Here is a 14752-nt window from a genome sequence, read left to right as displayed (position 1 = left end):
CGAACCGATGAGCAAGGTCCTCGGCGTCCTGGGTGGCATGGGGCCCGCCGCCACCCTCGACTTCCTCGCCAAGCTGCAGGCCGCGACGCCGGTCCAGCGCGAGCAGGATCACCTCCGCGTGCTGGTCGACATCAATCCCAAGGTCCCCGACCGAAACCACAGCGACTCCGATCCCGGCCCGGTCCTGGCGAGCATGGCCGCGGGCTTGAGGGACGCCGGCGCGCAGGTGCTGGCGATCGCCTGCAACACCGCCCACGCCTATGCCGATATGGTCCGAGCCAGCGGCCTGCCCCTGGTCGACATGCTGGAGACGGCGGGCCTCGCGGCCAAGGCGCGGGGCGCGAGCACGGTCGGCGTGCTGGGCACCGGTCTGGCGCTGGGCCTCTACCGCGACCGGTTCTTCCATATGGGCCTGGAAGTGATCACGCTCGACGATCACGAGCAGGTCGAGTTCATGGCCCTGCTCTATCGCATCAAGCACGGCGACCTGAGCGCCGCATCGCGCGAGACCATGGCGGCCCTGGCCCATCGCCTGGTCGGCAAGGGCGCCCAGACCGTCGTCGCCGGCTGCACCGAAGTGCCGCTGGTGCTGGGCGCCGAGGACCTATCCGTCCCGTTCCTGGATGCGACCGAGACCCTCGCCCGCCGCTGCGTTGCGGTCTGCCTGGGTCGGGAGTCGATCTGAAGGCGCCCTCGGGCCTTGCGGTCCGAGGGCGTCTCCCAATCGGATCGCGTCAGGCGATGGTCGCCAGATAGGACTGCACGCCGCTCTTGGCGATGGCGATGCCCATCAGGTTGTTGTCGATGACGGTATTGCCGGTGCAACGGTCCGCGCCAGGGTACAGGACAGGCGTCCACTTCGCCGCGCCAAAGCCGCCGCCGGCCGTGCGCTCGACCACCGCGTAGGTCGCGCCCGCCTCGGTCGTGGCCGCCAGGGCGTAGCCGTTCGCGAAGGCGGTGATCCCTTCGAAGTGCGTGATCGTCCGCGGGTCGCCGTTGGCGTTGTAGGTGGTCAGGTTGGTGATCGCCTTCGTCGCCGCGTCGTAGTCCAGCATGAAGCCGACATTGATCGCGCCCTGCCCCAGATAGCCGCCGACGATGGTGTAGGCGTCGCTGCCCTCGCCGCCGTTCTGCCAGACGCCATAGGCGGTGGTGAGCGGACCCAGGCTGAGCTTCGTGAAGGTCTTGGCGCGCAGGTCGTAGACAAAGGCGCTGGCCGAGCCCGGATCGTCGGACAGATCGAAGTCGCCGACCACCAGGTCGCCCATCGTGCTGTGGGGAATGGTCGAGAACACCGCGCCGCCCGCGACCTTCTCGGGAACGTCCAGAACGGTCCAGACGCCCGAGCCGTCCAGCGGCCCCTCGTACATCATGCCGTGATCAGCCTGAGGCGCGGAGGCCTCGGCGTACTTGTAGCTGCCGACGGCGCGGATGTTGTTCGCGCCAATGCTCGGATTGAACAGCGGCGTGTTGGGTCCATAGAACGTCGAGGTCGTCACGGTCTGCCCCGCGAACACCGGCGTCAGGAAGGCGTAGCCGTCATCCGACGAGGGAAACAGAGGTCCCTTGTAGATCAACGCCTGCGGATCCCCGCCCTTGACCGGATGGTTGCCCGTCAGAACGACCGGATTGTTCGGTCCGCTCGCCTGACGCACGCCGGTGACGATGTCGCCGGGAGCGAGGATGTCATTGTAGGTAATCGTGGTCTTGTCGGAGAGAGTGGCGTCGCTCATGACACACCTTTTTGTGGTTTTTTATGGCACTGAAGCCATAGGTTGTCATAACATCGTTATGCGTGCATCTCCACGAAATCGTCCGCGCGAGAGCCTTGGAATGAGGTCCAAGCGCCTCAAAATGGGGGATTTCTGAAGGGCGGGCTCGGCAGGCCAAAGCCCAGCCGGACATCGATACGGGACGCCAGGCATGAAAACGCCCCCGGGCCCGACCGAACCCAGGGGCGTCGTCCTGTTCCCCAACAGGACAGCGTCGAACGCCGCCGCTCCGGGCGCGGTCTCGCCTCAAACCTGATCTCCAGCTATTCGCCGAAGATCAGTCGACGGACAACGCGTCCGGCTGTCGCAGCCTTGCGGCTAGAGCCCTTTCCGATCTGATTGGATCAGTCAGATCGGATAAAAAGGGCTATAATTCAAAATCTTAGAGCATTTTTCGATCCGGTAACCGTTTCACACTTATCGGAAAATGCTCTAGGCCCTCAGCAGCAGGTCCGTCGGGACCGCTTCCGACAGCAGCCGGCTCAGGGCGTACTGGTAGAGGCTGATGTCCTTCTGGTTCTGCGTCACGAGCTGTCGATAGGCCTTCGGCTTCAGCGGGGCGTCGCCGTCGTCTTCGGCGCGCGTGACATTCAGACGCTGCACGTTAGCCACGCGGCCTTCAAAGGCGGTTTCCGCCCAGGCCAGCGACTCTTAGGGGTGCTCGCAGACATAGAACCACAGCATGCGGTCGATCAGGGACTGGGCGGAGGCCATGTCCCGCTCGTAGAGCGGGGACCAGCCCGATCCGGTCAGTTGCCGGAAATGGTGATCGCACGTGTGCAGCACCACGGCCGGATCATCGCAGGTCACAAAGTCGTCCAAGGACAGGCGCTTGGCGAGGCTCACGGCGCGGAACCGCGGGTCGCGCGCCTGCTCGTCGGTCAGGTCGACCACGTGGCGGAAATAGCGATAGACCGACACCACGCGATCCACCGGCCAACGGAAGTTGGTCGCCGTCGGAATGCCGCGGCCGACGGCGTCGTAGATGTCGTGGCCATAGTGGCCGCTATAGAAATCATAGCCTCGGAACACATCGTAGCGCCCCGCGCGCAAAGCATGTTCGGTGGCGTCGTTCTCGATGCGCGGACAGCGTCTTTCCGAAGAAAAGAGGCGGCTCAGCGCGCTGACGACCGAAGTTCCTCCCGCCTTGGGATTGTGAAAGAAGAACAGCTGCTGCGCCAAGCCGCCACCTCCAAATCAGATGTGCAAAGCCCACTCCGATCAAACGAAGGAGCTGCGCCATTCCGTCGCGAGGAATTTAAACGGCGGGTGAAAAAATGCTGATTTCTACCTAGGATTTAGAATCCGCGTGGCGCGGCGACCGACTCTATTCGCAGACGCGCCGAAGATTCATCAGCACCTTGGGCGTATCGCGGCGCAGCGCTTCACGCATGAGCGCCTTGGGGACGGGCCAATCCACCGCCAGACGGTTCTCGTAGAACACGCGGGTCCGCCGGCCGCCGTCCAGCCCCTGGAGCCGCCATTCGCCCTGCTGGACCTTGAGGTCGCCCTCCACCAGCCGGAACCGGATCAGGCTGTAGGGCTCGTAGTCCGAGCGGAACACGATCCGCATGCCGGGAAAGACCAGATTGCGGCGCGTGATGTGCTCACGGATGTCCCAGCCTCGCGCCTGATCCCCCTCGACCACGCGGCAGCCGGTCAAGGTGCTGATCATGGCCTTGGCGGCCGCGCAGTCGGTCATGGTCCGCCAGACCTTCTGGACCGGCGCGTCGATGTCGATCACCGCCCGCACATGGCCGGCCACGCCGTCGGGATCGGGCGTGACCTCGGCATAGGCCTCGCCGCGCTTGAGCGCCGACTGGGCCTTTGGCGTCAGGTCGAACGCGTGCGCGCTGGCGGCGCAAGCCGCCCAGATCGCCAGGACAATCGAGATGCCATTTCGCATGACGCGCTCCACTTCCAACGAGATACGTCGGCGGCGCGTAAGCGGATGGATGCGGAAGCGCGTGACTAGGAGGCGCGCCCCAGGGCGGCGCGGACCACCTCCGGCGCGTGGTCGATGACGCGCAGATAGGCCGCCAGCGCCGGATCCAGGCGAGCCTCACCATGCTCCAGGTCTTGCAGCAGGGTCAGATCGATATGGAACACCGACGCGAAGTCGGCTTGCGAGAGCCCCGTGCGCCAGCGGACCGCCTGGACCAGGGCGCGTGCCGAGCGCGCACGCGCGGGGGTCGCGGCTTCGTCGATCGCGGGGTCGGCATGTCGGGTCATGGGTACGCTCCTGGAACTGCCCCTCCCCTTGGCCGAGTTTTAGGACGCCCTCATTGCAGAAATTCGACGGCTTTGAGTCAGGAAGCCGCCAGATCGTCGCCCGAACGGTCCTCGGCCGTCTTGGCCAGGAAGGCGGCGGTGGCCTCGATCGCCTCGACAAGTCCGACCCGCTCGATCTGAACGCCTTCAGGCAGGCTGGAAAACAGTCGCGTCGGCGCGGCGGCGTCCAGCATCACGAACACGCCGCGATCGTCCGCCCGGCGGATCAGGCGACCGAAAGCCTGGCTGATCCGGGCTCGCGCCACCGCGTCGTCATAGCCCTTGCCGCCGAAGCGCAGGCGACGCGCCTTGTGCAGCACGTCGGGGCGCGGCCACGGCACGCGGTCGAACACCAGCAGGCGCAGCGAGCGTCCGGGAACGTCCACGCCATCGCGGATGGCGTCGGTGCCCAGCAGGCAGGCGTCCTCCTCGGCGCGGAAGATGTCGACCAGCGCCCCAACCTCCAGCGGATCGACATGCTGGGCGTAGAGCGCCAGACCCTGGTCGGCGAGCGGCGCGGCGATGCGCTCGTGCACCGCCTTCAGCCGGCGGATGGCGGTGAACAAGCCGAGCCCGCCGCCGCCGGCGGCCAGGAACAGCTCGCGCATCGCCGCCGAGACCTGGCGCGGGTCTTCCTTGTTGACGTCCGTGACGACGAAAGCCTTGGCGTTGTTGGCGTAGTCGAACGGCGAGACCAGTCGCAGCACCTTGGGCGCCGACGGCAGGCGCGCCGCGCCCGTGCGCATCTCGGCCAGGGCGAAGGGATCCTCCAGCGCCGGATCGACCAGGGTGGCGCTGGTCACCAGCACCCCGTGGGCCGGCGACAGCACCGCCGCGCGCAGGGGCTCGGTCGGGTCCACCCAGTGCCGGCGGCAGGCGGCGTCGACGACGCGGCCATACAGGAACGTCGCCTCGAACCAGTCGACGAAGTCGGGGTCGGTCTCGCTGGGATCGACGTCGTCCTCTTCCAGCGCCTTCAGGATCGATCGCCAGGCCGGCAGGGTCATGCGGGCGCGGCGGTCCAGGCCGCGCAGCGCGCCTTCGATGCGGGCCCGTTCGGACGGCGCCAGATGCTCGGCCTCTTCGTCCAGAACGTCCTCCAGCGCGCGGGCCAAGGCCAGCAGCGGCGCCTCGATCGCGGCCAGGGCCTTGGCGGCCTCGGGCGCGCGCTCGCGGACGAGATCGATCGGCGGCCGCGCATCGCACTGCAGGCCAAGATCGGCGCCGCCGCGCTCGCTGGTGCGGGCGCGCAGCTGTTCGATCACGGCGACCAGGAAGTTCTCGATCGGGCCGATCGGATTGATCTGGCCGTCCGGCGGCGCGACCCGGCCCGACCAGCCTTCGCCCGGCAAGGCGGCGGCGGCGTGAATGGCTTGGCTCATCGCCTGCCGCGCGCCCTCGCGGTCGCCCAGGATGTCGAGCAGCCGCGCCTCTAGCCCCCGGCCCCGCCGGCCGCGACCCTCGGGACCTCGGATCCAGCGGCGCAGCTCAGCGGCCTCCGCGCCCGAGAGGGCGGCGGAAAAAGCGCTGTCGGCGGCTTCGAACAGGTGGTGGCCCTCGTCGAAGACGATGCGCTTGAGGCTGGTGGTCTCGTTGTCGCCCTTCAGGCCTCGCGCGGTACGAGCGCCGTCGAACGCCGCCTGAGTGAGGACGAGGGCGTGGTTGGCGATGACGATGTCGGCGCGCTTGGACGCCCGCACCGCCTTTTCGATAAAGCAGATCCGATAGTGCTGGCAGCCGGCGTGGATGCACTCGCCCCGTCGATCGACCAGGTTGGCCGGGCTGGCTTGGGCCGAGGGCGGCACCGCCGACAGCGTCGGCAGCCAGGCGGGGAAGTCGCCGCCGGTCATGTCGCCGTCGCGCGTCGCCCGCGCCCAGCGCGCAGTCAGGGCCAGGCCGATCAGGTCGCCATTGCCCAGCTGGGCGCCGTTGATCTGCTCCTGAAAGTTCAGCAGGCACAGGTAGTTCTCACGACCCTTGCGGACCACCGCCTTCTTGGCGCGCTCCTTGGGGTCGGGATAGATCGAACGGCTCTCGCGCTCGATCTGGCGCTGCAGGGCGCGGGTGTAGGTGCTGACCCAGACCGACGGCCCGTTGGCCTCGGCCCACAGCGAGGCGGGCGCCAGATAGCCTAGCGTCTTGCCAACGCCCGTGCCGGCCTCGGCCAGCATCATGCGCGGCTCGCCTTCGCGCTCGCGCGGCTGGAAGGCGTAGGACGCCTCCTTGGCGAAGGTCGCCTGGGCCTCGCGGATCTCCTCCAGGCCCGAGCGTTGCAGCAGCTCCGTCAGGCGCTGACCGGCGCGCTCGGGATCGATCGGCCGGGAACCCACCTCGCCGGGCGGCGCCTGGTCCTCCCACTCGGGCAGCCGCGCCCAGACATCGAGGCCCGAGCCGCGGAACTGGTTGCCGACAGGAACCGAGCGCAGGGCGCCGATGGCGGCGGGGCCCCAGGCCCAACCGGCCTTCGCCAACGTCTCGGCGACGGCCAGGGCCTCTTCCCGCGAGGGGACCGGCGTCAGGGCCAGCTCGCGCAGCAGGGCGTCGGCGCTCTCGCGCAGGCTCTGCGCCTGCTGGGCCGCGCCGTGCGGTTCGGGCAAACCCAGCGCCATGGCCAAGCCGACCGCCGACGGCGCACAGAAGGCGCCGGGACGGGTGAAGGCGTGGAGCTCCAGCACGTCGAACAGGCGGGGCGAACGCGACGGGGGCGACAGGTTCAGACGGCGCGCGGTCATCGCCCCGTGCGCGACCAGGACTGGTCCATGCTCGAACAGATCGCGGGCGTCGGGCGCGCGCAGCATCCGGCCCTCGCCGCCCCCGTCGGCCACGCCGGCCACGCCGGCGCGCGGCCCGGGCAGGACGACCAGGGCCGGGGCCAGATCCAGAGTCGGGGGGGAAACGGTCACGCGAGTCTGTTAGCAAGAACCGGGCGAAACAGAAAGGGAACACCGTAGACGCCGTTGCCAAATATGATCGCGCGTCCGAATACTTGGCCGCAACCTTCAATGGAGCCGCGCCGTGCGTCATTCCGCCTTCACCGCCTGCCTGATGGCGGCCGCAACGCCCGCTCTGGCGGCCGAGGTTCAGCCGCCGACGATCGTCGTCATCGGCAGCGGGCGCGCCGAGCGGCCGGCCGACTACGCCCTGTTGAACTTCACCTTGCGCGGCGAAGGCGTTACCCCGCCGCAGGCGGTGAAAGCCCTGGCCGAGGCTCAGGCCAAGCTGGACGCCAGCCTGCCCAAGCTGCCCGGAAAGCCGAACACCGAGCTCCGGAGTTCGGCGCTGCAGATCCGGGAAGTCCGCGCCAAGGGCTGCGACAACCGCGGCTATCCCCTGCCGGCCTCCGGCGATTGCGCGGTGGTGGGCGCGATCGCCACGCAGGGCTTCCAGGTGCGCGTCACGCCCGCGGCGCGGGCCGGCGACACGGCGTCATTGGTGGCCCAAATCGGCGGCGTCGACGTCAATGTCTCCGGCGGCGGGGTCACCGACGAGAACACGCTGGAAGACGCGGCGATGCGCGACGCGGTGGCCGACGCCAAGCGCCAGGCCGAGCTGTTGGCCGCCGCGTCCGGGGTGAAGCTGGGACCGGTCGTCCGCGTCCAGGACAACCAGGCCATGCCGATCATGGGCTACGCCAGTGTCAGCAGAGGGGATGTGGCCCCGCCGCCCCCGCCGCTGCCCGTTCCGCCCGTTCAGCTGAGCTCGCCATTGAACTACACGCCTCAGCCGGTGACCCGAACCGCGCGTGTGATGGTGACGTACGGTCTGGAGCCGTAATCTCTGGACGAAACAGAAGGGGAACATGCTATATCGCGGACAATGTCCGTAGGCGACGCCCTTCCTCCCCGCTTCCAGCAATGGTTCGCCGACCGCGGCTGGAGCCCGCGCGCCCATCAGCTGGCGATGCTGGAGAAGGCGCGCCAGGGCCGGGGCGCCCTGCTGATCGCCCCGACCGGCGGCGGCAAGACGCTGGCCGGCTTCCTGCCCAGCCTGATCGACCTGGCCGAGCGCCCGCCGCGCAACGCGCCCGCCGGCGTCCACACCCTCTACATCTCGCCGCTGAAGGCCCTGGCCGTCGACGTCGAGCGCAACTTGCTAACGCCCATTCGCGAGATGGGCCTGCCGATCGTGGCCGAGAGCCGCACCGGCGATACGGGCGAGAGCCGCAAGGCCCGCCAGCGCGTCCGGCCGCCGGACATCCTGCTGACCACGCCCGAGCAACTGGCGCTGTTCTGCGCCTGGGAAGGCGCGCGGGAGTACTTCGCCGACCTCGCCTGCGTGATCATCGACGAAGCCCACGCCATCTGGCCGTCCAAGCGCGGCGACCTGCTGGCGCTGGGTCTGGCGAGGCTGCAACGGTTCGCGCCGCGCATGCGGCGGGTGGGGCTGTCGGCGACGGTCGATGATCCGGACCTGGTGAGGAAGTGGCTGGGGGTGAATCGAGCGAAAGATCCTCCCCCGCTCGCGGGGGAGGTGTCGGCGGAGCCGACGGAGGGGGCCAGCGCGGCCAACCTCCAGCTCGCCCCCTCCGGCCCTCCGGGCCACCTCCCCCGCGCGCGGGGGAGGATCTCCGAACCCGATATCGACCTCGTCCTCGGCTCGGGCGGCGCCCAGCCGGTCGTCGAGGTTCTGGTGTCCGGCGGGCGGGTGCCATGGGCCGGCCACACGGCCGAGCACGCCATGGCCGAGGTCTACGAGATCATCAAGCAATCGAAGACGGCGCTGGTCTTCGTCAACACCCGCTTCCAGGCCGAGTTTGCCTTCCAGCGCTTGTGGGAGCTGAACGAGGACGACCTGCCGATCGCCCTGCACCACGGCAGCCTGTCGGCCGAGCAGCGCCGCAAGGTCGAGGCGGCCATGGCGCGCGGGGAGCTGCGGGCCGTGGTCTGCACATCGACCCTGGACATGGGCATCGACTGGGGCGACGTCGATCTGGTCATCCAGCTGGCCGCGCCCAAGGGCGCCTCGCGGATGGTGCAGCGGATCGGCCGCGCCAACCACCGGCTTGACGAGCCCAGCCGCGCCCTGTTCGTGCCCGCCAGCCGCTTCGAGATGCTGGAGTGCCGCGCCGCCGCCGACGCCATCCTGGAGAACCACCTGGACGGCGACCCGCCGCGCGTCGGCACGCTGGACACCCTGGCCCAGCACGTCATGGGCTGCGCCTGCTCCGAGCCCTTCGACATGCTCGGCCTCTACGACGAGGTTCGCTCGGCCGGTCCCTACGCGGAGCTGAGCTGGGAGGACTTCGAGACGGTCGTCGACTTCGTCTCGACCGGCGGCTACGCGCTACGCACCTATGACAAGTTCCGGCGGATCGTGAAGAACGCCGACGGCCTGTGGACGGCCCGCAACGCCCAGGCTAGGCAGCAGCACCGGATGAACGTCGGGGCCATCGTCTCGCCCGGCATGATCAACATCCGCATCGGCGGCGGCAAACGGCCGATGGGCGGAAGGAAGATCGGCGAGGCCGAGGAAGGCTATTTCGAGCAGCTGACGCCCGGCGACACCTTCGTCTTCGCCGGCCAGGTCTGGCGCTATAACAGCCTGGTCGGCGCCGACGCCTTCGTCACGCCCGCGCCGAACGACGACCCCAAGATGCCCAGCTGGGGCGGCTCGAAGTTCCCGCTATCGACCTATCTGGCCAGCCGCGTGCGCCAGATGATGCACGACGAGGCCGAATGGACCGCCCTGCCCGGCGACGTCCAGGAATGGCTGGCCTGGCAGAAGATCCGCTCGGCGATCCCCGACGAAGGCGAGATGCTGCTGGAGACCTTCCCGCGCGGGAAGCGGTTCCACCTGGTCTGCTATCCGTTCGATGGTCGCTTGGCCCACACGACCCTGGCCATGCTGCTGACCCGACGGCTGGACCGGCTGGGCGTCGGCCCGCTGGGCTTCGTCTGCAACGACTACGCTCTGAACATCTGGGCGCTGCGACCGATGGACGGCCTCGACCTCGACGAGTTGTTCGCCCAGGACATGTTGGGCGACGATCTCGAGGCTTGGCTGGACGAGAGCTTCATGATGAAGCGGGCCTTCAAGCACTGCGCCCTGATCGCCGGGCTCATCGAGCGCCGCCATCCGGGCGCGGAGAAGTCCGGACGCCAAGTGACCTTCTCGACCGACCTGATCTACGACGTGCTGCGCAAACACCAACCCGATCACCTGATGCTGCGCTGCGCCCGCCATGACGCGGCCACCGGCATGCTCGACATCGCGCGCCTGGGCGACATGCTGGCGCGGGTGCGAGGCAAGATACGCCACGTGCCGCTGGATCGCGTCTCGCCCTTCGCCGTGCCGATCATGCTGGAGATCGGCCGCGAGCGCGCGCCGGGCGACGCCGCCGGCGAGATGATCCTGGCCGAGGCCGAGGAAGACCTGATCGCCGAGGCCATGCATTGACCCGCTTTGCTCCTTCTCCCTGCGGCGGCCTGCGGATCGCATTGTGCGATGTCGAGGTCATGCTGCGCTGGTCTGGCGCGATGTGGCTGGAAAGCGAGCACACCCTGGTGGTCGCCGACCTGCACTTCGAGAAGGGCAGCAGCTACGCCGCGCGCTTCGGCCAGATGCTGCCGCCCTACGACACGCGCGAGACCCTGGACCGCCTGGACCGGGAGATCGCCCTGCTCTCGCCCCGGCGGCTGATCTTCCTAGGGGACAGCTTCCACGACGGCGGCGGCGAAGCGCGGCTGGCGGGAGACGACTACCGGAGGCTGGAAGGCCTGGCGCTAGGGCGTGAACTGGTCTGGGCCGTGGGCAACCACGACGCTGACGGGCCCAGGGCGCTGCCGGGCGACGTCATCGACGAAGCCGCGTTGATGGGCCTGACGCTACGCCACGAGCCCCAGCCGGGCGTGCAACTTGGCGAAGTCGCCGGCCACTTGCACCCGGCGGCCAAGGTCTCCAGCGGTCGAGGAACCGTTCGGCGGCGGTGCTTCGTGACGGACGGCCAGCGCCTGGTGTTGCCGGCGTTCGGCGCCTTCACCGGCGGGCTGAACATCCTGGACGAGGCGTTCTCGAACCTGTTCGACGGCGCGATGCTGGCCGGCGCCCTGGGTCCCAAGCGGGTCCACGCGGTCGGGATGGGGTCGCTACGGCCGGACTAGGCCGCCGCCGGGCGCTACATGTGAAGCGCCTGCTCCAGCGAGAAGGCCAGCGAGATGGCGGCGCCGGCGGTCATCAGAGTGCGCATGCGCGGACGCCAGGTGGGACCTTCGTGGTTCGTCACGTCCCAGACCCACTGCAGCAGCAAAAGCAGCAGGAAGCCCGACAGTTGCCACGCCGGGTCGAACTTCAGCTCGCCCAGCAACAGGCCAAAGCCCGCCAGGGGAAACAGCAACGAAAGCCCGAGCACCGACCATCGCGGGCTGGGGTTCTCGATCTCAAGTCCCGTGCGCACGCCCCCGAAGTAGGACACCATCGCGGTCGAATAGGCCAGCAACCCCACCAAGGCGGGGCTCTGGATTCTAGCGGGGCCGTAGCAGAACAAGGCCGATGAGACGAAAAATGGAATGAGGGTCGATAGACCAAAGACCCATACCGCCGGAGGAACCGGCGTCCGCCCGCCCACGGACTCGTTCATGATCAACTCCTTCGGAAGGCCGTCGAAACCGCCTTCCCTGCCCCGAGCGGGACTATTACCGACCCGAAGCCAGAGGTCCACGGACGATATGCGGCGAAATATACGGCGGCCGCGCGCCTCTCGCCTTTTCGACAATCAAATTGGAGGAGCCTTCGCGACGGATCAATGGGCCGAGGCCGCCAGACGACCCAGCGTCTCGCCATCGACCTCGCCCGAGGCCGGCAGCCCCTGGTCGCGCTGATAGGCGGCGATCGCCATCCGCAGCGCCGGCGAGGCTACGCCATCGCGCGGCCCTTGATAGTAGCCCAGTCGCGACAGAGCCTGTTGCGCCACGCCCAGATCGCCGCGCGCGGGACCGGCGGTCGCCGTGAGCGCCGCCGTCTGGATCGGGGCCTGGGCGCGGAAGGCCAGGGCCGAACGGTCCGCCGTCTGCAGAGCCTCGGCCGTCAGCTGAGGACGCAGGGCGTTGGCGCGGCTGCGGGCCGTCGCATCGCCCGCTCGGCCAGCGATCACGTACCACTTGTAGGCTTCGGCGGCGTTCTGGCTGACGCCCAGACCGCTTTCATAGAGCTGGGCCAGGTTGAACTGGCTGTCGACGAGGCCGGTGTCGGCGGCCTTGCGGAACCACACGGCGGCGGTCGTCGAATTGCGTGGACCGCCCTCGCCCTTGAAATAGTAGAGCGCCAGATTGTGCATGGCGCGCGGATCGCCGCCGTTGGCGGCCCGCTCGCTCCAGCGGCGCGCCTCGACCATGTCGCGCTTGACGCCGCCCTTGCCGCTCTCGAGCAGCTTGGACAGGTAGAACTGAGCGGCCGGATAGCCGCCGTTGGCGACGCGCTTCAGGCCCTCGAGGCCGGTGCGATCACCCGTTTCGATCTTGCGAATGGACTCGACAAACAGGGCCTTGGCTTCGTCCGACAGCGCCGGAGCGACCGGGGCGGCTTCGGTCTGAGCCGGCTTGGCCGGAGCCGAGGTCAGAGCGATCGCGGCGCGAGAACCGGTCGGGGCGACGCTGGCCTGGGCCGGCTTCCGCTCCGCCAAGGCCTGAGCGGTGCGCGGCGCATTCCCGCCGGCGTTCTGGTCGCCCAGCAGCAGCAGGCCGCCGACGCAGGCGCCGACCACGGCGGCGCTGCCGATCGCGACGGCCACGCTGGCGACGGTGGTCCCCATGCGGCGCTTGGGCTTCTTGGCCGAGAAGGCGCCGAAGCCGCCAAACAGCGAGCCGCCGGTCTTCTCGGCCTTGGCCTTATGGCCCGCGCCAACGCCCTTGGCGTCCGCGGCGGCGGCGGCGCGAGCGGCCGCTCGGGCCTGCTCGATGATCTCGCGGGTCGACAGCGGACGGTCCGGCTGGGCGGGCGCGGCTTGAGGCGCCGCCGCTTGCGGGGCGTCATCCCGCTCTTCTTCCTCGTCCAGGGCGTCGGCGAACGCGAAGTCGTCCGCGCCGAGCTCGTTGTCCTCGACCTCGTCCAGCGGGAATGCGTCGAGGTCGTCGTCGGCCGGCGGCGCCGCGTCGAACACGTCGTCGTCGGTGAAGGGCGAGGCCTCGCCAAGCACCATATCGTCCTCGAAAGGCGCGGCGGGCGGCGGGGTGAATTCGGTGACCGGTTCAGGCGCGGGCGGCGGCGAGACAGGCTCGGGCTTGCGCTGGGCCTCGTGCAGACGCGTGTCGATCTTGTCGCGCGCTTCCTCCAGCATGCGGAGCGTGCGCTCTTCGCTCTGGCGGATGCGGTCCAGCAGCTCCTGGCTGGAGCGTTCGTGGCGTTGGTTCAGGCGCTCGGTGACACGCGCCACCTGCTCGCCGACGTCGTCGATGGCCAGGGCGTTGCGACGCTCGGCGCTGCCGATCCGCTCGGTCAGCCGTTCGGTGATGCGGGCGATCTCCGCGCCCAGCTTTTCCAGAGCCTGGCCCTGGACGCTGTCATTGCGGTTCAGGCGAGTCTCAACGCTGGCGGCGATGCGCGCGACCTCGCCCCCGACCTGCTCGATCGCGGCGGCGCTGCGGTTCTCGGCGGCCTGGACGCGACGGTTGAAGGCGTCGGCGACGCTGACCACTTCGCGGCCCATGCGCTCGATGGCCTGGGCCGAGCGCTGCTCGGCGGCTTCGACGTGAGCGGCCATTTCGCCGAGCTTGCGCTCCATGCGGTCGAAGCGGCCGTCGGCGGTCTCGCGCAGACGCTCGGCCATCTCCAGACGCGCGGCTTCCATCTTCTCGCTGAGCGTGGCGGCCAGGCTGTCGAGGCGCTCCTGCATGCCGGCGGCCGGATTGGCGCTCTCGACGACGCCCAGGCGCTCATCAAGCGCCGAGAACGACGCGCCGAGCTCGCGCAGGGCTTCGCTGGTGCGGGTCTCGGCGGCTTCCAGACGCTCGCCCAGGCGAGCGACGACAGCCTCGACCAGTTCGTTCGGGTCCTGCGGCGGCGGCGCGGCTTGGGCGTCCAGACGGGCTTCGAGCGCGGCGATCGCTTCGCGGGTGCGAGCCTCGCCGTCATAGAGGTGGCCGGCGACCTTGCCCAAGGCCCCTTCCAGGGCGCGGAGAGCTTCCACCGACCGCGGTCCGGCGGCCTCGGCCTCGATCCGGCGGATGCGTTCGGCCGTGCGGGTCTGTTCGGTCTTCAGCTCGTCCACCGCGCCTTCGAAGCGGGCGGCGACGGCGATCTGCTCGCGCTCGGCGCGGCCGAGGCGCGCGATGGCGTCGCGAACGGAATGGTCGATGCCGGAGATGGCGGCGGCGTTGCGGCCCTCGGCCACTTCGATGCGGCGGGTCAGGCGGTCCAGCGCCACGGCGACCCGGCCGACCTGGTCAGTCTGCTCGGCGATCTCGGCGCGCGTCGGCTGGTCGCGGACAACTTCCAGATGGGCGCGGCTGGGGGTCTCTTCGCTCGCAGGGCGATGGTCGGCCTGACCATCGCCCTCGATGATCATCCGGTTCAGCCACTCGCCCAAGGTCATGCCGGAGCGACGCGCGAGGTCTTTGGCGACCTCACGTGCCTTGGGGTCGATCCCCTTAACGCTCCATGGCGAAGCCGCCGTCATGCGAATCTATCTCCCCGCATCTGGGGAAAACGCTAGTCAGCGATTCCTAGAGTGTAAACGCGACCTAAACGCTACATATAGCGTGTGCGGATTTCACTGT

12 protein-coding genes are annotated in these 14752 nt (G+C 69.1%); 4 read left to right on the top strand and 8 right to left on the bottom strand.

Annotated elements, in window-relative coordinates:
• The first annotated feature begins 7 nt into the window (after positions 1-7).
• Positions 8-685, top strand: a complete 678-nt coding sequence (locus tag CSW60_RS19435; protein ID WP_099538810.1) for an aspartate/glutamate racemase family protein — start codon at positions 8-10, stop codon at positions 683-685.
• A 49-nt stretch (positions 686-734) separates the two neighbouring features.
• Here the strand turns inward: CSW60_RS19435 and CSW60_RS19430 are convergent, their stop codons facing one another.
• The 6 genes from CSW60_RS19430 to CSW60_RS19410 form a co-directional block, all read right to left on the bottom strand.
• Positions 735-1733 (bottom strand): hypothetical protein, encoded by a 999-nt coding sequence (locus CSW60_RS19430; RefSeq protein WP_099538809.1) that lies wholly within the window; start codon positions 1731-1733, stop codon positions 735-737.
• Positions 1734-2204: 471 nt separating this feature from the next.
• Positions 2205-2384: a hypothetical protein gene (locus tag CSW60_RS24165; protein WP_236634314.1), complete on the bottom strand. Its 180-nt coding sequence runs from the start codon at positions 2382-2384 to the stop codon at positions 2205-2207.
• Positions 2385-2423: 39 nt separating this feature from the next.
• On the bottom strand, positions 2424-2954 hold the full coding sequence (locus CSW60_RS19425; RefSeq protein ID WP_236634313.1) for a hypothetical protein: 531 nt from the start codon (positions 2952-2954) through the stop codon (positions 2424-2426).
• 145 nt (positions 2955-3099) lie between these two features.
• The gene (locus CSW60_RS19420; protein WP_236634312.1) at positions 3100-3678 is read right to left on the bottom strand and encodes an SRPBCC family protein; all 579 of its coding nucleotides are present in this window, start codon (positions 3676-3678) and stop codon (positions 3100-3102) included.
• Positions 3679-3743: 65 nt separating this feature from the next.
• Entirely contained in the window at positions 3744-4004 is a 261-nt protein-coding gene (locus tag CSW60_RS19415) for a DNA-binding transcriptional regulator (protein ID WP_099538807.1), read from the bottom strand.
• Positions 4005-4081: 77 nt separating this feature from the next.
• Entirely contained in the window at positions 4082-6946 is a 2865-nt protein-coding gene (locus CSW60_RS19410; RefSeq protein ID WP_099538806.1) for an ATP-dependent DNA helicase, read from the bottom strand.
• A gap of 112 nt (positions 6947-7058) precedes the next feature.
• Here CSW60_RS19410 and CSW60_RS19405 point away from each other — a divergent pair, with 112 nt between their 5' ends.
• The 3 genes from CSW60_RS19405 to pdeM are packed head-to-tail and all read left to right on the top strand — an operon-like array spanning position 7059 to position 11143.
• Positions 7059-7817 (top strand): SIMPL domain-containing protein, encoded by a 759-nt coding sequence (locus CSW60_RS19405; protein ID WP_099538805.1) that lies wholly within the window; start codon positions 7059-7061, stop codon positions 7815-7817.
• A 42-nt stretch (positions 7818-7859) separates the two neighbouring features.
• Positions 7860-10439, top strand: a complete 2580-nt coding sequence (locus CSW60_RS19400; RefSeq protein WP_099538804.1) for a ligase-associated DNA damage response DEXH box helicase — start codon at positions 7860-7862, stop codon at positions 10437-10439.
• Complete coding sequence (gene pdeM / locus CSW60_RS19395) at positions 10436-11143, top strand: ligase-associated DNA damage response endonuclease PdeM (RefSeq protein ID WP_099538803.1); 708 nt, start codon at positions 10436-10438, stop codon at positions 11141-11143. The genes CSW60_RS19400 and pdeM overlap by 4 nt, the downstream gene beginning before the upstream one ends.
• Positions 11144-11157: 14 nt before the next feature.
• Here pdeM and CSW60_RS19390 read toward each other — a convergent pair whose 3' ends face one another.
• Positions 11158-11619, bottom strand: a complete 462-nt coding sequence (locus CSW60_RS19390) for a DUF3429 domain-containing protein (protein ID WP_099538802.1) — start codon at positions 11617-11619, stop codon at positions 11158-11160.
• A 162-nt stretch (positions 11620-11781) separates the two neighbouring features.
• A complete protein-coding gene (locus CSW60_RS19385) occupies positions 11782-14652 on the bottom strand; it encodes a peptidoglycan-binding protein (RefSeq protein WP_099538801.1) in 2871 nt (956 codons plus the stop codon).
• Positions 14653-14752 lie beyond the last annotated feature (100 nt).

Source organism: Caulobacter sp. X, from assembly GCF_002742635.1.
Lineage (GTDB): Bacteria > Pseudomonadota > Alphaproteobacteria > Caulobacterales > Caulobacteraceae > Caulobacter.
The sequence above is the reverse complement of the archived record's forward strand: the minus strand, read 5'-3'. Positions and strand labels throughout refer to the sequence as shown.